Genomic DNA, 18,034 nt, shown 5'->3' with positions numbered 1-18,034 from the left:
CGCTAAATCCCTCTCTGGAATCGAATTAGGTTGCGGCGGGTTGGACCTCTGCAGCGTGCGACGGAACTCGAAAAGGAGTATATACTGTCCACCCTACGACATCCACCCGCACAGGAGGCACATTGCCGGCCAAGATCACCATTCGCAACAATGGTCCCGTCCGGATCGAGGGAGATTTCCAGGTTGTCGATCAAGACGGCCGCCCGTTCGATCTGGCCGGACGAACCGTCATTTCGCTCTGCCGCTGCGGCCAGTCCTCGAACAAGCCGTTCTGCGACGGAACGCACAAGGAGTGCGGCTTCGAATCGGCCGTTGAAGCGCGCGCGCTGCCTCCCCCGGCCCCCAAGCCGGCGTAGGGAACCATGGCGACCCGCCTTGAGGTGAAGCGGCCGATTCCGGTCGCACCGTTTCGGGCGGAGGAGCTGGAACGCCTCCTCGTGCCCAGCGAGACCCCCTGCGTCTCGATCCACCTTCCGACGCACCGCGGTTTTCCCGGGTGGAAACAGGATCCCGTGCGCTTTCGCGCGCTCGTCAGCGAGGCCGAGCGCCTCCTCGCCGAGGGGCCCGCGCCACGCGACGCGGCGCGTGTCGTCGCGCCGCTCCGCGAGCTCATCGAATCGGCGCACTGGGAATATTCGCTCGAGGGATTCGCCGCGTTCCTCTCGCCGTCCTTCGGCGCCGCGTATCGTCTTCCGATCCACGTTTCGGAGCGGGTGGTGGTCGCGGACACATTCCACGTGAAGCCGCTGATCCCGTTCCTGCACGCGAACCGCCGCTACCTCGTGCTCGCCGTGAGCGAGAACGCCGTGACCTTGTACGAGGGCGGCCCTTTCGGGGCGGAGCCTTTGGAGCTTCGGGGCCTCCCAGACAGCCTGCGCGAGACGCTGGGCGTGCCCGAGTACGAACACCAGGCTTCCCGGCACGGCGCGCCTCCCTCCGGCCCCGTCCTCCACGGACGCGGACCCGGCGGGGAGAAGACGAAGATCGAGCTGCTCAAGTTTTTCCGGGAGATCGACAAGGGCCTTCACGAATTCCTACGCGGGGAGACCGCGCCGCTCATCCTGGCGGCCGTCGAGTCCTCCCATCCGACCTATCGCGAGGCGAACACGTACGCGCACCTGCTCCCGGATCGCCTCGTGGGGAACTACGAGCGCGCGAACGGCGCCCGGATCCACTCCGAGGCGTGGCCGATCGTGAGCCGGGAGTTCAAGAAGCGCGTCGACGAGTGGGTCGACCGATACCGCGAGCTTGCCTCGAAGGGTCTCGCGACGGACAACCTTGAGGAAATCGCGCCGGCGGCGATCGCGGGCCGCGTCGCCTGCACCCTGGCCGAGGAAGGTGTTGCGGTGTGGGGCGTGCTGGACCGGGTGACCGGATTGGTGCTCCGCCATCCGAAGCAGCTCGGGCCCGGTGACGACGACCTCGTGGACGAGATATGCGAAGAGTCGCTCAAGCGACGGGCTCAGGTGTACGTCATCCCGCGCGAGTCGATGCCGACGCCGAGCCCCATCGCGGCGGTCTTCCGGTACTAGGCTCGCAGATACTCCCGGAGGTCTTCCTTGCACGTTGCCGAGCCGAAATCGAAGACAGGGCGAACCGCGGTTCTCTATCCCGCCACGAATCCGGGCAAGCGCCCGATCACGGCCGAGGATCTCTGGAGGTTCTCGCGCGTCGGCAGCCCCGCGCCGGCGCCGGACGGCTCGGCGGTCGTGGTGCCGGTCACGACGTACGACATGGAGCAAAACCGCGGACGCTCTCGGCTCTGGCTGGTTCCGGTCGGGCCTAAGGGCGGCGAGCCGCGTCCCATCACGACGGAGGAATATTCCTCGGCGGATCCCGCCTACTCGCCCGACGGCATGCGGATCGCGTTCGTGCGGGCGCAGGGCGACGAAAAGCCCCAGCTCTACATCCTCCCGCTCGAGGGCGGGGAGGCGGAGCGCCTCACGGACATGCCGCTGGGCGTCTTCGACCCGAAGTGGCTCCCCGACGGGAAGCGGATCGCCTTCGGGACGTATCTCTACACCGAGGCCCCGACACCCGAGGGAACGAAGGAGCTTGGCGAGCGGCGCGCGAAGGATCCGGTCAAGGTCCACGTGACGGAGGACCGGCTCTACCGATTCTGGGATCGGTGGCTCGTAGGCGGCGAGGTCCCGCACCTCTTCGTCCTGAACCTCGAGTCGCGCGCGCTCACGGATCTCACGCCCGAGGGAGCCGGCTGGTTCGACTTCATGGAGCCGGCGGGCCAGTACGACGTCGCGCCGGACGGATCCGAGATCGCCTATGTCGCGAACTCGAGCAAGGCGCCTCATTATCTGCTCCGCTGGGCGCTCTTCACGGTGCCGACCTCGGGGAAGGGGCCGGTACGTTGCCTGACGCCGGAGGGAACGCCGAAGAACTCATCGGACGCGCACCGCCCGCGCTACGCGCCGGATGGACGCTCCATCGTCTACGGCCTCCAGCGCGATCCCTACTTCTACGCGGACAAGGTCCGCCTTGTGCGCTACGACCGCGCGGCGGGAACCCACACGATCCTGACCGAGGCATGGGACCGGTCGCCCACCGCGTGGGAGTTCCTGGCCGACGGCACCCTCATGATCGAGGCCGAGGACCGCGGGCGCTTGAACCTGTTCGCGATGAAGCCCGGCGCCGCGACGCCGCAGCCGGCTCGGGAAGGTGGCGCGACCGCTGGGCTCGCCCCCGGCAAGGACGGGCGGATCTACTTCTCGCACCAGACCCTGTCCGTGCCCGCGGAGATCGCGAGCAGCCGGCCGGACGGGAGCGATTTCAAGACCCACACCCGGTTCAACGAATCGATCCTGTCGGAGCTCTCCCTGGGCGAGGTGCGGGAGATGATCTTTGAAGGAGCGGACGGCGATCCGGTTCAGATGTTCGTGGTCCTGCCGCCCGGATTCGACGCTTCCAAGAAGTGGCCGCTCATCCATGTGATCCACGGCGGGCCGCATGCGATCGCCGGGGACAACTTCCATTTCCGATGGAATCCGCAGCTCTTCGCAGCGCCCGGGTACGTCGTCGCGACGGTGAACTTCCACGGCTCGACCTCCTGGGGCCAGGAGTACGCGGCCGTGATCCAGGGCGGCCACGGAGACAAACCGTTCACGGACATCATGAGGGCGACCGACGCGCTCCTCGAGACCGGCTTCATCGACGAGCGGCGAATGGCCGCGACCGGCGGCTCCTACGGCGGCTACATGGTCTGCTGGATCGCGGGGAACACCGACCGGTTCCGCTGCCTCGTGAACCACGCGGGCGTCTTCGACCTGCTGGCCGAATACGGGAGCGACGTGACGCAGGGGCGCCACCAGGCGTACGGCGGGGAGCCGTGGGATCGCCTGGAGGCGATCGACCGCTGGAGTCCCTCGCGCTTCGCTCGCGGGTTCACGACGCCGATGCTCGTGATCCACGGCGAGCGCGACTATCGGGTGCCGCACACGCAGGCGCTTGCGGTGTACAACATCTATAAGGCGAAACGGGTCGATGCGCGCCTCGTCTTCTTCCCGGACGAGAACCACTGGATCCTGAAGCCGCGCAACTCGATCGTGTGGAATCGTGAGGTGAGCGAGTGGCTGGGCCGGTACTTAGGCGCGGCCAAGGGGAGCGCGTGACATGATGAAGCTGATCGGCATCGCGCTCATCATTCTCGGCATCATCTCGCTGGTCTGGGGCGGCATCCATTACAACGATCAGAAAACCGTCATCCAGATGGGCGACTTCAAAGCGACGGCGACGGAGCAGAAGACCATTCCCATCTCGCCGGTAGTGGGAGTGATCGCGCTGATCGGCGGTGTCGCACTCTTGATGATCGACAAGCGCCGCGCCTAGCGGCGTGACGGACGCTGGGGGGTTGGTCTAGTCGTTCGCGTAGGGCGAACGAAACGAAAGGAGACACGATGAATCTCGGGACACGGAACGCCGCGATGCGCCGCGCCTTCGTCGGCACGGCACTCGCGGCCGTCGCCCTCTGGGCGGCGGGCTGCGGCCAGCAACAGTCGGCCACGGCCGAGAAGGAGAAGTCCGAGACTCTGACCGCGGGAACGGAGATCGTCTCGGCGCTCCAGAACACGATCGACACGGGGCAAAACAAGGTCGGCGACAAGGTGTCGCTCCGGACGGTGGAAGACGTGCGGGTGAACGAGGTGACGGTGGTCCCCGCCGGCGCGACCATCAACGGCGAGGTCACGCACATCGATCCGGCGGGTCGGGTCGCGGGCGGCGCCGAGCTCACGCTTCGTTTCACCGAGCTCGTGACGACCGACGGAAAGAGCTACCCGATCTCCGCGACGCCGCTTCGCCTTGAAGGCAAGGGCGACGCCAAGAAGAGCGCTCTCCAGATCGGCGGGGGCGCTGTGGCGGGTGGGGTCTTGGGCGGCATTCTGGGAGGCAAGGGCGACATCGGGAAGGGCGCGGCCGTCGGCGCCGCGGTGGGTACCGGCGTGGCCGTGGCCACGAAGGGGAAGCAGATCGTGCTGCCGGCCGGCCAGAAGGTCAAGGTCACGCTCGACGGTCCGGTCACGATCGTCGTCAAGCCCGTCGCGGCATAGCGTCCGGAGCCGCGGAAGAAGCTTCATGCGTTGGTCCTGGCAGATTGCGAAGGTCGCGGGGATTCCGATTCGGGTCCACGCGACCTTCCTCATTTTTCTCGTCTTCGTCTTCTTCGTGCTGGCGCGGGGGCAGGGCACGGCCCTCGCCCTCGAGACGGTCGGCTTCTTCCTGGCGCTCTTCGGGTGCGTCGTCCTCCACGAGCTGGGACATGCCTTGACCGCGCGCCATTACGGGGTCCGCACCCGGGATATCACGCTCCTGCCGATCGGCGGCGTCGCCCGGCTGGAGCGGATTCCCGAGAAGCCGGGCCAGGAGATCGTGGTCGCGCTCGCCGGTCCCGCGGTGAACTTCTTGATCGCCGGCGTCCTCCTGGCGATTCTTCAGGGCAGCGGAGGAGCCCGGCTCCTGAGCGATCCCGCGGCGCTTCAGGGGAATTTCTTCGCGCGCCTGCTCGCGTATAACGTGTTTCTCGCGATCTTCAACCTCATCCCGGCATTCCCGATGGACGGCGGCCGGGTGCTGCGCGCCCTCCTGGCGACCCGGCTCGACTACCTGCGGGCGACCCAGATCGCCGCCAACATCGGGCAGGGGATCGCGCTTCTGTTCGGGCTCGCGGGGCTCTTCGGGAACCCGTTCCTGCTCTTCATCGCCCTGTTCGTGTTCATCGGCGCCGGCCAGGAGGCGCAGGCCGTCCAAATGCGCTCCGCCTTCGAGGGGGTGCCGGTCTCGCGGGCGATGATCCGCGATTTCCAGACGCTCCGGGGAGACGAGCCGCTCTCCCGCGCCGTGGAGCTGCTCCTGGGCGGACACCAGCAGGACTTTCCGGTTCTGGGGTCGGGTCCGCTAGGCCCGGTTCTCGGGATCCTGACGCGGGCGGACCTCCTCACGTCGCTCGCGAACGGCCGGACGGATCGCCGCATCGAGGACGTCGCGAAGCGCTCCTGCGGCACCGCGCACCCGCGTGAGATGCTGGAGGCAGTGTTTCGCCGGATGCAGGAGAACGGGTGCCCCGCGGTGCCCGTGATCGAGGCGGACGGCTCACTCGTCGGGCTGGTGACGCTGGAGAACGTCGGGGAGCTCGCGATGGTGCAGGCCGCGCTGGGTGGACGACGATCCAGGGGTCCGGGCGCGGCGTAGCGCTACTTCTTCGACAGCTCCTCGGCGAACGGATCGGAGCCGATCAGGTTGCTCAGATCGTCGCCGCGGGGCAGCACGAACCAGAACGTCGCGCCCCCTTCCGGCGATGGCGCCGCCCCCACATGCCCGCCGTGCAGCTCCACGAATCGGCGCGTCAGGTGAAGTCCGAACCCCATGCCGTCCCCGCAGCGCTTGCTGTGCTGCTCCGCGATGCTCTCGAGATCGAAGAGCGATTCGGTAGCGTCGGCCGGAATCGAGGGGCCCGCATCCTGGACCTCGACCTGGACGCCCTGCTCGTTGAGCGCGGTCTTGAGGCGCACGCGACCCTTCGCGGGCGAGAGGCGGATGGCGTTTCGAAGCAGGTGAAGAATCGACTGGCGGAGCTTCGCGGGATCGAGATGCTGGTCCGGGATCGTAGGATCGAGATCCGCGTCGATGGCGATCCCGCGCGCTTCGGCCATCGGCTTCGCGAGGTCGATCGCGGCGCGGGCGATCTGGTTCACGCCGGTGAAGTGAAGGTCGAGGAGATAGCGCCCCATCTCGAGACGGACGAGGTCGAGCACATCGTCGACCAGCACCATCGTCCGCTGGGCCTCGGTCCGGAGGCGGTCCGAGAACTCCTTCCGCATCGCGGGCGTCATCTTCCCCTCGTTCTGGTCGAGAACCTCGGAGTAAGCCACGATCGTCGAAAGCGGGGACTTGAGCTCCGACGTCGCCGCCGTGAGGAAAACGTCGCGGAACGGGCCGGTCGCGCTCTCTCCGGTCAGCGGCGGCTCGCTGCCCGCGGCCGCGGCCGTCTGGCGGATCCGCACCATCGCCTGCGCGCGGTCGATCACCGCGGCCACGTTGTCCGCGAAGAGCTGCCCGATGTCCCGGTGCTCGAGCCGGAACGCCTCGGCCTTGGGCGCCCGGCACACTTGGAGGACGGCGACGCAGCGCTTCTCCGCCGTGACGGGGAGCACGAGGACGGAGCCCGCGTCGGGATGGGACTCGAAGAAATTCGCGAAGCGCGCCTCCTTGTCGCTCGCCTTCATCAAGATCGGCTCGTGGTGCCGCGCGACCCAGCCGACCGCGCCCTCGCCCACCGTCACCTCGGGCTCAGGGCCGCGAGAGGTCAGGCCGAACGTCGCTTTGCACGGAAGCTTGCGCGACGTGGGATCGTAGAGAAAGACCGAGACGTCGTGAGAGTGAAGGGTGCTCGCAAGGCGGCGCACCGTGATCTCCAAGATTGTTTCCAGGGGGAGATCCATGTGGAGCGTGTTGCCGAGCTGGAAGAGCGAGGTGAGCTCCGCCAGGCGGCCGCGCGACTGCTCGAGCTCCATCTGGTCCACGAGCATGCTCCGTCGGATGCGATTGATCTGGGACTGCTGGCGGATCATGAGCAGGCAGTAGATGGCGGTGAGGCCCACGAGCCCGATCAGCAGGGGACCCGAGCTGGGCGGGAGCAGGTCTCCGAGGAACCCGGACCGCGCCAGCGCCACATAGAGCGTCGGGACGGTGACGCAGAAGCCGATGATGATGAAGATCGCGAGACCGAGGAGCCACCAGGTCTTCCGATCGTATTGCGACTGGGTCACATGGACGTGCGGGCTCGACATCGCGCTCTTTCCCCCTCCAATTACCTTGGTCGATCGATTCGCTTTTGTATCGGCAATGCCGGGGGCGTTCTCGAGCCGAATTGGCTCCGATCTTCTCTGCTTTCCCTTTGCGGCTGGGGCGGTTAGAGTGACCAACCCATGAGCGTCCTGAAGAGCCACCTGAAGCCGCAGAGCCCCGAATTTCAGGCCAATCGGAAGCACCATCAGGCCTTGGCGGGCGATTTGAAGCAGCGCCTCGAGGCGGTCCGGCGGGGCGGCTCGGAGCAGGCGGTCGAGCTCCACCGGAGCAGGGGGAAGCTCCTGCCGCGCGAGCGGATCGAGCGCCTTCTCGATCCCGACACCCCGTTCCTCGAGCTCTCGGCCCTGGCGGCGGGCGGCCTCTACGATAACGAGGTCCCATCCGCGGGGATCGTGACCGGCGTGGGCGTGATCTCCGGGCGCGAGTGCGTGATCGTCGCGAACGACGCCACGGTGAAGGGCGGGACCTACTACCCCCCCACGATCAAGAAGCACATCCGCGCGCAGGAGATCGCGCTCGAGAACAGGATGCCCGCGGTCTACCTGGTCGACTCGGGCGGCGTCTTCCTTCCGCTCCAGGCCGAGGTGTTTCCCGACAAGGAGCATTTCGGCCGGATCTTCTACAACCAGGCGATCATGTCCGCCCAAGGGATTCCGCAAGTCGCCGCCGTGCTCGGCATGTGCACCGCGGGCGGCGCCTATGTTCCGGCGATGTCCGACGAGAACGTGATCGTTCGAGGGACGGGTACGATCTACCTCGCCGGGCCGCCGCTCGTGAAGGCGGCGACCGGCGAGGAAGTCTCAGCGGAGGAGCTGGGCGGCGCGGAGGTCCACTCGCGCGTGAGCGGCGTCACCGACCACATGGCGGCGAACGAGGAAGAGGCGCTCCACACGGTCCGCGACATCGTGGAGCGGCTGGGGACCGTGAAGCGCGTCGATCTCGATCTGGCGGAGCCTCAGGACCCGCTCTATCCAGCCGAGGAGATCTACGGCGTGCTTCCGACGGATACGAAGCAGCCGTACGACGTGCGCGAGCTTCTCGCAAGGCTGATCGACGGGAGCCGCTTCCACGAGTTCAAGGCCAACTACGGCACGACGCTCGTCACCGGCTTCGCGCGCTGGATGGGATACCCGGTGGGCATCGTCGCGAACAACGGGGTTCTCTTTTCCGAGAGCGCGCTCAAAGGGGCCCACTTCGTCGAGCTCTGCGCCCAGCGGCGAATCCCCCTCCTGTTCTTGCAGAACATCACGGGGTTCATGGTCGGGAAGCGCTACGAGGCGGGCGGCATCGCGAAGGACGGCGCCAAGATGGTCCAGGCGGTCGCCACCGCCGAGGTGCCGCGGCTCACCCTGATCGTAGGGGCCTCCCACGGGGCGGGGAATTACGCCATGTGCGGACGCGGCTACCGCCCGCGTTTCCTCTTCACATGGCCCAACTCGCGCATCTCGGTGATGGGGGCGGAGCAGGCGGCGTCGGTCCTCGTCCAGGTGAAGCGCGACCAGCTCGCGCGGGAGGGGAAGACGCTCTCCAAGGCGGAGGAGTCGGCCATCGCCGGGCCGGTGCTCGAGAAGTACGAGCGCGAGGGGAGTCCCTACTTCGCGACCGCGCAGCTCTGGGACGACGGGATCATCGATCCCGTGGACACGCGCGCGGCCGTCGCGCTCGCGCTCTCGGCGGCCCTCAACGCTCCTGTCACCCGCGGGCCCGCGCCCGTCTACCGGATGTAGCCGTTGAGCGCGTACTCCCACCTTCGCCTCGAGTCGGACGGGCCCGTCGCGCGGATCACGCTCGCCCGGCCGGAGGTTCGAAACGCCTTCGACGAGGCCCTGATCGCCGAGCTCACCCAAGCGCTCGGCGGGATCGCCGGCTCCTTCCAGACCGACCCGGACCAGGCGCCCCGGGCCCTCGTCTTGACCGGCGAAGGGACGGCGTTTTGCGCGGGCGCCGACATGAACTGGATGCGGCGGAGCGCGCGGTTCTCCCGCGAGGAGAACGAGGCGGACGCCGGGCGCTTCGCCTCGATGCTCCGTGCCCTGGACGAGCTGCCGATTCCGACGGTGGCGCGCGTGAACGGCACTTGCCTCGGCGGCGGCATGGGCCTGATCTCGTGCTGCGACATCGTGGTGGCCGCCGATGCCGCGGACTTCGGGTTCACCGAGGTGCGGCTGGGGATCGCCCCCGCGGTCATCTCGACCTTCGTGCTTCCGAGGATCGGCGCCTCGGGATCGCGCCGCTATTTTCTGACCGGGGAGATCTTCAAGTCCGCCGAGGCGAAGTCGATCGGGCTGGTGCATGAGGTCGTCCCGGGCGACGCACTGGACGCCGCGGTGGGGCGAATGATCGACGCGATCTCGGGAAACGGCCCGCGCGCGGTGGCCGCGGCGAAGCGATTGATTCGGGAGGGGCTCGCGCTCCGGCGTGACGACGCGATCGCGAACGCGGTGCGCACGATCGCCGCGCTTCGGACGTCTCCCGAGGGACAGGAAGGGCTCGGCGCCTTCCTCGAGAAGCGCCGCCCCGCCTGGAAGCGGTGAGCCCGCTCGTGACGGCCGCCCTCTCCGACCTCGCCGCATCCCGCGCCCCGTTTCGAAAGGTCCTGGTCGCGAACCGCGGGGAGATCGCCGTGCGGATTTTCCGGACGCTCCGCGAGATGGCGATCCCATCCGTGGCCGTCACCTCGGAGGCGGACCGGGGCTCGCTCCATGCGCGCTCGGCGGACGAGAGCGTGATGATCGGGCCCGCCGCGGCGGCTGGGAGCTATCTGAACGCGCCGCGCATTGTGGAAGCCGCTAGAGGCGTCGGCGCCGACGCGATCCATCCGGGCTACGGCTTTCTCTCGGAGCGGGCCGCTTTCGCGCGCGAATGCCGCGAGGCGGGGATCGTCTTCATCGGCCCGTCGCCCGAGAGCATGGAACGTCTGGGAGACAAGGCGTCGGCCCGCCGGACCGCGATCCGCCTCGGGATTCCGGTCGTCCCCGGCGTCGAGGGCGTCGCCACCGCGGAGCGCGCGCGCGCCGAGGCGGAGCGGATCGGCTACCCGGTCCTCCTCAAGGCCGTGGGCGGGGGCGGCGGGCGGGGGATGCGCTCCGCGTCGAGCGCCGAGGAGCTCACGGCGGCCTTCGAGGGGGCCCGTCGCGAGTCGGAGACCGCGTTCGGGGATGCCCGGCTCTTCCTCGAAAAGCGGATCGATCCGGCCCGCCACGTCGAGGTGCAGATTCTCGCGGACGGAAACGATGCGATCGCGCTGGGCGAGCGCGAATGCAGCCTTCAGCGCCGCTACCAGAAGATAATCGAGGAGTCGCCCTCCACCGCGGTCAACGCCAAGACGCGCGAAGCGATGGAGCGGGCCGCGGTGGCGCTGGCGCGCGACGCGAAATACTCGGGGGCGGGGACGGTCGAGTTTCTCCTCGGCCCGGACGGCTCGTTTTACTTTCTCGAGGTGAACGCGCGGCTCCAGGTCGAGCACCCGGTCACGGAAGCCCGCCTGGGCCTCGACCTGGTGCGTGCGCAGATCGAGATCGCGGCGGGAGGGGGCCTTCCCCGGCTGCCTCGCCCCGCCGGGCACGCCATCGAGGCGCGGCTCAACGCCGAGAACCCGTATTCCGGATTTCTGCCGCAGACCGGGAAGGTGCTGCTCCTCGAGTGGCCCGCCGGCGACGGCGTGCGGATCGACGCCGGCATCGGCCAGGGCGGCACTGTCCATGTCCACTACGACTCGCTCCTCGCGAAGGTGATCGCCCACGGCCGAGACCGCGAGGAGGCCCGCGCGCGGCTCGTCGCGGCGCTCAAACGGGTTACCCTTCTGGGCGTGACCACGAACCAGTCGTTCCTGATCGACCTCCTGGAAGACGGCGCGTTCCGGAGCGGGGAGACCTACACCGGCACCATCGAGTCGCGCGAGTGGCCCGCGCCCGAGTCGATCCCGGACGAAGCGATCCTCGCCGCGGCCGTCGCGCTGGCCTCGCGCCGCGCCGCGCGGGAAGGGGAGCGCGAGGACGCCGATCGGTACTCGCCGTGGCATGCGCTCGGCGGCTGGGGGCGGTCGCCGGCGGGGGCGCGGGCTTGAGCCGCCTGGCGCTTCGCTGGGAGGGCAGGGCGGTCGAGGCCGAGATCGAGCTTCGCGGCTCGCACGCGGTGCTCACGCGCGGAGGGCGACGGATCGAGGCCGAGGTCCGACGCGTCGACGATTGGGTCGAGATCCGGAGCGGCGATCGGATCGCCCGCTGCGGCGCGGTCGCGACGCCCCGCGGCGTGTGGGTCGCGCTCGAGGGCCGGGCCTATCTCCTCGAGCGCGTTCCCCGCGACGCTGCGGCCCTGGACGGCGCGCCGACGACCGACGAGATCCGGGCGCCGATGACCGGCAGGGTGGTCGCGGTCGCGGCCAGGGCCGGTGAGGCGGTGCGCGAGGGCGATCTCCTGTTGACGATCGAGGCGATGAAGATGGAGTTCCGGCTCACCGCGCCCGAGGACGGCGCGATCGCCGAGGTCCTGTGCGCGCAGGGGGATCGCGTCGAGCTGGGGCAACTCCTGGTGAAGCTCCGGCCCGGCGCGTCGACCGGCGGAGCGCCGGCGGGAGGCCCATCGGCATGAACACGCGAATCGTGGAGGTGGGGCCGCGCGACGGGCTCCAGAACGAGAAGACGCAGATCCCCACCGACACGAAGGTGGCCTTCGTGGACGCGCTCTCGGAGGCGGGCTACGACGAGATCGAGGTGAGCGCCTTCGTGTCGCCGAAATGGATCCCGCAGCTCGCCGACGCCGAGGAGGTCTTCCGGCGCATCCGGAGGCGGGAGGGCGTCACCTACTCGGCGCTCGTGCCGAACAACGAGGGATTGGATCGCGCGCTGGAGGCCCGCGTCGGGAAGATCGCGGTCTTCACCGCGGCGTCGGAGACGTTCAATCGGAAGAACATCAACGCCGGGATCGCGGAATCGATCGAGCGATTCCGGACCGTCGTGCCCCGCGCCCAGGCGACGGGGCTCCTCGCGCGCGGGTACGTGTCGACCGCCTTCTGGTGCCCGTACGAGGGGAAGATCGAGCCGCCCGCGGTCGTGGACGTCGTGAAGCGGCTCCTCGATGTCGGCGTCGACGAGATCTCGATCGGCGACACGATCGGGAAGGCCGTCCCCGGGGAAGTTCACGACCTTCTCGACCTTCTGCTCGACGCGCTGGCCCAGGACCGGATCGCGATGCACTTCCACGACACCTACGGGACCGCCGTGGCGAACGCGTTGGCGGCCTACGAGCGGGGAATCTCGATCTTCGACGCCTCCGCGGGAGGCGTGGGCGGCTGTCCGTTCGCCCCGGGCGCCTCCGGGAACGTCGCGACCGAGGACCTCGCCTGGGCTCTCACCCGCTCCGGCGCATCGATCGCCCTCGACCTGGAGCGCGTTTCCGCCGCGTCCGATCTTCTCGCTTCCGCGCTCGGGCGACCCTTGCGGTCCCACGTGCGCGACGCTCTCTTAGGGAAACAGGCGCCCGCTCCGAAATCCTAGGACCACGATTCCGCTCCGGGCCGCCCGCGCGCTACGTAACGGGCGTGGGGCTCCGCTTTCGCCCCAGGCTCCACTGGAGCGCGGGAGGCGTGACCAGGGTCGTGGCGATCACCATGATCACGACCGCCGCGTAGGTCGCGGGCGTGATGACCCGCTCGCCGCCGATCGTCATCGTCGCCCCGATGTTCGCGAAGATGAGGCCCACCTCGCCGCGGGGCACCATCCCGAGCCCCACCGTCAGCCGGTCCACGCCCCTCTGGAGAATGCCGAGCGAGCAGGCCTGCTTGCCGATCCACGCGGCCGCCGTCAGGACGGCGGCGAGGCCCAGGACGCCCGGCTCACCCAACGTTCGCAGATCCACCCGGAGGCCGGTGAGGACGAAGAAGACCGGAACCAGGAAGGTCGAGATCGGATGGAGGAGCGACTCCAGACTATGCTCCCGTCTCTCGTCGAACCTGTCGAAATGGGACGGCTCGAGGAGAAGGCCGGCCGCGAACGCGCCCACGACCGGCGCCAGGTCGGCGAGCGCGGCCAAATAGGAGAAGAGAAAGCAGAAGATGAGCGCGCTCGTGAGCAGGATTCCCCGGATGCGCACCCGCGCGGCGATCCGGAAGAGCCGCCGGGAGAGAAGCAGGCCGAGGAGCATGGACGCCCCCAGAAATCCGAGGGCCTTGGCCGAGATTCCCGCGATCTCGACGAGCGAGATGCCCTGTCCTCCTTGATCCGCCGCGATGATGACGCCGCTCACCACCGCGAGGATGACGAGGCCCAGCACGTCGTCGATCACCGCGGCCCCGAGGATGATCTGCGCCTCGATGCTCCGGGTGGCGTCGAGATCCTTGAGCACCCGCGCCGTGATCCCGACGCTGGTCGCGGTCAGGACGGCCCCCAGGAACGCGTGGACGTACGGCGAGGAGCCCGGCAGCAGCCACGCACCGGCGGCCCATCCCAGCGCGAAGGGCGTGATCACCCCGATCAGGGCCACGAGAAACGCGGACGCGCCGACGCGCCGCATCCGATCCACGGTCGACTCGAGACCCACCTCGAACAGAAGCACGATGATGCCCAGCTCGGCGAGGACGGAAAGGGTCGGATCGTCCCGCATCCAATCCAGGTCGTAGAATCCGACGATCCAGAGATTGCCGACGACGATCCCGGCGATCAGCTCGCCGAGCACCGCGGGTTGCCCCAGGCGCGTCGAGAGCCAGCCGGCCACCTTCGCCGCGCCGAGGACGATCGAAAGGCTGAGGAGAACGGGAACGACCGGATCGACGGTGGAGTCGGCCGCGAGCGCGGGGCGCGTCAGGAGCGCCCCCAGCGCGACGAGCGAAGCCAGGGTGAAGACGAGCGGGAACCGCCGGTTGGCGCCCATCGGGCCGCAGCATACCGGAAGCATTACCGATCTGGTAGCATCGACGTCAGATGTGAACGCGACCGCACGCGCCGGAGCCGGAGGCTCGTGCCGCCGCTCGTCCGCGCCCAGAAGGAGCCGCCGATGCCTGCAGATCGATTTACGCTCGTCATGTCCCGCCTGTTCCGCGCCACGCTCGGCGCCGCATTCGCCTTGACCCTGATCGTCGCCACGGCCTTCGCGTCGGGCTCGGCGCCGTCCCCGCCGCCCCACGAGGCCCAGCCTCAGAGCGAGATGCCCCCGGCGGATCAGAATCAGCCGCCCGATTCCACGAAGGCGAAGGCTGCCCGCGCCGAGCTGGAACAGTTCTACGCCAAGGGCTACGACGAGGCGCAGGAGGCGAAGAAGCTCAAGAAGGACGGGAAGGCCGGCGACGCAAAGAAGAAGTTCGGGAAGGCGATCAAGAAGTTCGAATCCGCCGTGGAGCGGGATCCCACCTACTACCAAGCGTGGAACATGCTCGGCTACTGCTCCCGCAATCTCGGCGACCTCAAGCGGGCCTTCTCAGCGTACGAAAAGTGTCTCTCGATCAAGCCCGACTACGATGAGGCGCACGAGTATCTCGGCGAGGCCTACCTCCAGAGCGGCAATCTGGAAAAGGCGAAGATCGAGCTCGCGTGGCTGCGCGCCAACGATTCGAAAGAGGCCGACGAGCTGGCAGAAAAGATCGACGAGGCGGCGAAGAAGGCCTCCGGCGAAACGAAGACGGGCTCTTCCTCCGCCGAGGGTGCCGGCTCCCGCTAGCGGATCACGGTCTTCGAGAGATCCACGGCCGGCTTCGGATAGCGCAAGTTCAGCGATCCCAGCCGATCCACCATGGCGCGCGCGACGATGCAGTCGCGCGCCCATTTCTTGTTCGCGGGGACGATGTGCCACGGCGCCCACGACGTCGTGCACTCGTTGATCGCGTCCTCGTACGCCTCCTGGTAGTCGCTCCATAGCCGCCGCTCGACGATGTCCGCCTCCGAGAACTTCCAGTTCTTCGCCTTGTCCTCGATGCGCGCGCGAAGCCTCTTCGCCTGCTCCGACTTGCTGATGTGGAGGAAGAGCTTGAGGATCTCGACGCCGTTCTGGCTGAGCGTCCGCTCGAAATCGTTGATCTCGCGGTAGCGGCGCTCCCACGTCTTTTTCTCGATGAGCTTGTGGACGCGCGTGACGAGCACGTCCTCGTAGTGCGAGCGGTTGAAGACGCCGACCACGCCTTTTGGCGGGACCGCCCGATGGATCCGCCACAGGTAGTCGTGTTGGCGCTCGTCGGGCGTGGGGACCTTGAACGACGTCACGACGCACCCGACCGGGTTGAGCCCGCTCATGACGTGGCGGATCGTGCCGTCCTTGCCGCCGGTGTCCATGGCCTGGATCACCACCAGGAGCGCGTATCGATTGTCGGCGTAGAGGAGGTGCTGGAGTTTGCGGAGGCGATCCAAATCCTCCGAGAGGCGCTCCAGAGCCTTCGCCTTGTTGCCCAGGCCGGCATCGTCGTCGGGGTCGATGTGCTTGAGGCGAATTCGTCGCCCCTCCCGCGTCACGATCGGTTCCTTCATTGACGATGCCCTTTCTGGGATTGCGTCGGAGAGTACGGGCCTGGACGAGACTGGCAGGGGGCCGGTCACGCGACCGGCCCCCTTTGCAGTCCCTCGAGCCCCGATCGGGGCCGAGTCTACTTCAACAGCGTGAGCATTCTCACCATGTCGGCTTGTCCCTGCGCCTGGAGCTTCATCAAGTAGACCCCGCTGGCCAGCCTGCCGCCGTCGAAGTCGTACGAGTGATTGCCCGCGGACAGGTAGCGGTCCACCACCGTCACAACGAGGCGGCCCTGGATATCGAAGATCCGGACCGAAGCGCGGCCCTCGCGCTGGAGGCCGAACTCGATCTTCGTGCGTGGATTGAACGGATTGGGATTCGCCCGGAAGGCGACGAGCGCCTCGCCCTGGAGCCCCCTTGCCTGGTTGGGATTCTGCACGATCGGCGTCCCGCCGATCCAGGCACGGTATCCGGTCACGATCTGGTTCATCCGGGTGTCCTGGCCCGTCGTAAAGTTCGAGTAGCAGATGTCGGTCGAGTAATCCATGTAGTTCTGGATCGGGTCGACACCCGTCGCGGGGCACGTATCCTTGCCGCCCGGGCAGCCCGACGTGGCCGTCGCCTCCGCCGGCGTATCACAGACGAGATCGCCCGTGGCGCTGCAGGTGCCGGTGTCGCAGCCGCCCTGGAACGTGTGGTAGAGCCCGAGGTAGTGGCCGATCTCGTGCGACGCGGTCCCGCCCAGGTTATACGGCGAGAGGTAGCCGCCGGGCAGCGAGCCGTAGTGGATCACGACCCCGTCCTGGTTCGTGCCGGCTTGAGCCGTCCAAGGGAAGACCGCCCATCCGAGGAGGTTCTGACCCGGCTTGCAGATGTAGATGTTGAGCGTGCCCGCGGGGTTGATCGAGAGGGCGGCCTTTGCCTGGCTCTCGCTCCGGGCGCCCGGCGTCATCGTGAACCACTTCCGGTTGCTCGTTCGGCTCACGCCCGCCTTGGTGAACGTGTATCCCGTGGCGGCCGCGCCGGGAACCGTGACGCCGTTGTAGTCCTTGCCGGCGTAGTTGCGGTTCAGGACCTGGATCTGGGCGTCGAGCTGCGACTCGGGCACGTTGCCCTCGGAGCCCCAGTAGATGACGTGGAAGTAGACGGGAATTTGCCCGCCCGCGACGATCATGTTCTGCGCCAGCCAGCGATCGACCTGGGCCTTCGCGATTCTGACCTTGGGCCCACTCTCATCCGTGCCGCATCGATAAAGCGCTTCACCGGCGATCGACGCCCGCCCGTTGTCGGGAGTCAACCAGCGGCCGTTGCCCGCGTCCGGCTCGCCGGCGGCGGTCGATCCGGCATCGGGCTCGCCCGCGCTCGTTTGTCCGACGTCGGGCTCGCCCGCAAGGGCGATCGGGGCTGCGAGAAGAATGGCGATCGCGAGGACGGCTAGTAGAACGAGTGATTTTCTGGACATTGTGCCTCCTGGGGACTCGATCGTTCGCGCGGGAACCTACCGGAGCGTAGGTCTAGGGACTCAAGGGGAGTGGAGGTGGGGCTCGGCTCGCCGCGGTGGAGCCGGCGCCGGGGATCGCACGAGGGTCGGAGGAGGCAAAACGATGGGGAGCGGCCGGAATGGCCGAGAAATTCGTGAGCCTGAGAACACTCGTTGCCGGTTTACCGACGAGTATCTGCTCCTAGGCAGACTTGGAGTGCGACTAGGAGGAGTTCTCTAGGGTCCGGCCCCTTCCGTCCGGCCGGACCGCCCGCTTCAAGCTCCGGAAGCTAGCACCGCGCATCGCGCCCGGTCAACTGGTGCCGCCCGGGGCGGCGACTCGGAGGTGCGACCGTCACGCGGCGCACCGCCCCCCGGTGGTGCTATCCTCGCGGAATGATCGGGACTTCGCTGGGTAGGTACCGGATTTTGGAGCCGATCGGGCAGGGCGGGATGGGTCGTGTTTTCCTCGCCGAGGACCCGATTCTGGGCCGGCGCCTCGCGATCAAGGTTCTTCCGCCCGAATTCACGCACGACCGCGGGCGCCGGGAGCGCCTGCTCCACGAGGCGCGCGCCGCCTCGGCCCTCAACCATCCCAACATCGTCGTCGTCCATGATGTCGGCGAGTCCGAGGGCACGCTCTACGTGGCCATGGAGCTCGTCGATGGGCAGACGCTCCGCGAGTGGGGGCGCAGCAAGCCCCGGTCTCCCCAGGAGACGCTCCGGATGCTGCGCCAGGCGACCAAGGCGCTCCAGGTCGCGCACGCGGCCGGTCTCGTGCACCGCGATCTCAAGCCCGAGAACATCCTG

The 18,034-nt window shown here is 68.2% G+C and carries 16 protein-coding genes and 1 pseudogene (1 of these 17 cut by a window edge); 13 read left to right on the top strand and 4 right to left on the bottom strand.

Annotated elements, in window-relative coordinates; all coding sequences use genetic code 11:
• The first annotated feature begins 122 nt into the window (after positions 1-122).
• From E6K79_05665 to E6K79_05640, 6 genes are all read left to right on the top strand, one after another.
• Positions 123-356: a CDGSH iron-sulfur domain-containing protein gene (locus E6K79_05665; protein TMQ65250.1), complete on the top strand. Its 234-nt coding sequence runs from the start codon at positions 123-125 to the stop codon at positions 354-356.
• 6 nt (positions 357-362) lie between these two features.
• Positions 363-1,532 (top strand): hypothetical protein, encoded by a 1,170-nt coding sequence (locus E6K79_05660; GenBank protein ID TMQ65249.1) that lies wholly within the window; start codon positions 363-365, stop codon positions 1,530-1,532.
• 27 nt (positions 1,533-1,559) lie between these two features.
• Complete coding sequence (locus E6K79_05655) at positions 1,560-3,623, top strand: S9 family peptidase (protein ID TMQ65248.1); 2,064 nt, start codon at positions 1,560-1,562, stop codon at positions 3,621-3,623.
• 1 nt (position 3,624) lies between these two features.
• Positions 3,625-3,840, top strand: a complete 216-nt coding sequence (locus E6K79_05650; GenBank protein ID TMQ65247.1) for a DUF3185 domain-containing protein — start codon at positions 3,625-3,627, stop codon at positions 3,838-3,840.
• A gap of 68 nt (positions 3,841-3,908) precedes the next feature.
• The gene (locus E6K79_05645) at positions 3,909-4,559 is read left to right on the top strand and encodes a hypothetical protein (protein ID TMQ65246.1); all 651 of its coding nucleotides are present in this window, start codon (positions 3,909-3,911) and stop codon (positions 4,557-4,559) included.
• A gap of 25 nt (positions 4,560-4,584) precedes the next feature.
• A complete protein-coding gene (locus tag E6K79_05640; protein ID TMQ65245.1) occupies positions 4,585-5,697 on the top strand; it encodes a site-2 protease family protein in 1,113 nt (370 codons plus the stop codon).
• 2 nt (positions 5,698-5,699) lie between these two features.
• On the opposite strand, the gene E6K79_05635 is transcribed toward E6K79_05640, so the two are convergent.
• Positions 5,700-7,499 carry a GAF domain-containing sensor histidine kinase gene (locus E6K79_05635; GenBank protein ID TMQ65244.1) on the bottom strand — a complete coding sequence of 600 codons (1,800 nt, stop codon included), beginning with the start codon at positions 7,497-7,499 and terminating at the stop codon, positions 5,700-5,702.
• On the opposite strand from E6K79_05635, the gene E6K79_05630 reads away from it, so the two are divergent.
• Genes E6K79_05630 through E6K79_05610 form a run of 5 tightly spaced genes read left to right on the top strand, consistent with a single transcriptional unit; the run spans position 7,434 to position 12,809 of the window.
• Positions 7,434-9,041, top strand: a complete 1,608-nt coding sequence (locus E6K79_05630; GenBank protein TMQ65243.1) for a methylcrotonoyl-CoA carboxylase — start codon at positions 7,434-7,436, stop codon at positions 9,039-9,041. The genes E6K79_05635 and E6K79_05630 overlap by 66 nt on opposite strands.
• Before the next feature lie 3 nt (positions 9,042-9,044).
• Positions 9,045-9,848, top strand: a complete 804-nt coding sequence (locus tag E6K79_05625) for an enoyl-CoA hydratase/isomerase family protein (GenBank protein TMQ65242.1) — start codon at positions 9,045-9,047, stop codon at positions 9,846-9,848.
• Positions 9,845-11,380: an ATP-grasp domain-containing protein gene (locus tag E6K79_05620; protein ID TMQ65241.1), complete on the top strand. Its 1,536-nt coding sequence runs from the start codon at positions 9,845-9,847 to the stop codon at positions 11,378-11,380. The genes E6K79_05625 and E6K79_05620 overlap by 4 nt, the downstream gene beginning before the upstream one ends.
• Positions 11,329-11,904, top strand: coding sequence for a biotin/lipoyl-binding protein (locus E6K79_05615; protein ID TMQ65240.1), 576 nt, complete (start codon positions 11,329-11,331; stop codon positions 11,902-11,904). Before E6K79_05620 ends, E6K79_05615 begins: the two co-directional genes overlap by 52 nt.
• Positions 11,901-12,809 (top strand): hydroxymethylglutaryl-CoA lyase, encoded by a 909-nt coding sequence (locus tag E6K79_05610; protein ID TMQ65239.1) that lies wholly within the window; start codon positions 11,901-11,903, stop codon positions 12,807-12,809. The genes E6K79_05615 and E6K79_05610 overlap by 4 nt, the downstream gene beginning before the upstream one ends.
• A 31-nt stretch (positions 12,810-12,840) precedes the next feature.
• Here the strand turns inward: E6K79_05610 and E6K79_05605 are convergent, their stop codons facing one another.
• Positions 12,841-14,181 carry a cation:proton antiporter gene (locus E6K79_05605; GenBank protein ID TMQ65238.1) on the bottom strand — a complete coding sequence of 447 codons (1,341 nt, stop codon included), beginning with the start codon at positions 14,179-14,181 and terminating at the stop codon, positions 12,841-12,843.
• 87 nt (positions 14,182-14,268) lie between these two features.
• Here E6K79_05605 and E6K79_05600 point away from each other — a divergent pair, with 87 nt between their 5' ends.
• Complete coding sequence (locus E6K79_05600) at positions 14,269-14,964, top strand: tetratricopeptide repeat protein (GenBank protein ID TMQ65237.1); 696 nt, start codon at positions 14,269-14,271, stop codon at positions 14,962-14,964.
• Here the strand turns inward: E6K79_05600 and E6K79_05595 are convergent.
• Positions 14,961-15,764 carry a polyphosphate kinase 2 family protein gene (locus E6K79_05595; GenBank protein TMQ65236.1) on the bottom strand — a complete coding sequence of 268 codons (804 nt, stop codon included), beginning with the start codon at positions 15,762-15,764 and terminating at the stop codon, positions 14,961-14,963. The two genes, E6K79_05600 and E6K79_05595, sit on opposite strands and share 4 nt — an antisense overlap.
• A 116-nt stretch (positions 15,765-15,880) precedes the next feature.
• Positions 15,881-17,206, bottom strand: a complete 1,326-nt coding sequence (locus tag E6K79_05590) for a T9SS type A sorting domain-containing protein (protein ID TMQ65235.1) — start codon at positions 17,204-17,206, stop codon at positions 15,881-15,883.
• Positions 17,207-17,620: 414 nt separating this feature from the next.
• On the opposite strand from E6K79_05590, the pseudogene E6K79_05585 reads away from it, so the two are divergent.
• Positions 17,621-18,034, top strand: a pseudogene (locus tag E6K79_05585) (hypothetical protein); it runs 669 nt beyond the window's last position.

The organism is Candidatus Eisenbacteria bacterium, from assembly GCA_005893305.1.
GTDB lineage: Bacteria > Eisenbacteria > RBG-16-71-46 > SZUA-252 > SZUA-252 > WS-9.
This window is presented reverse-complemented; position numbering and strand designations above follow the sequence as displayed.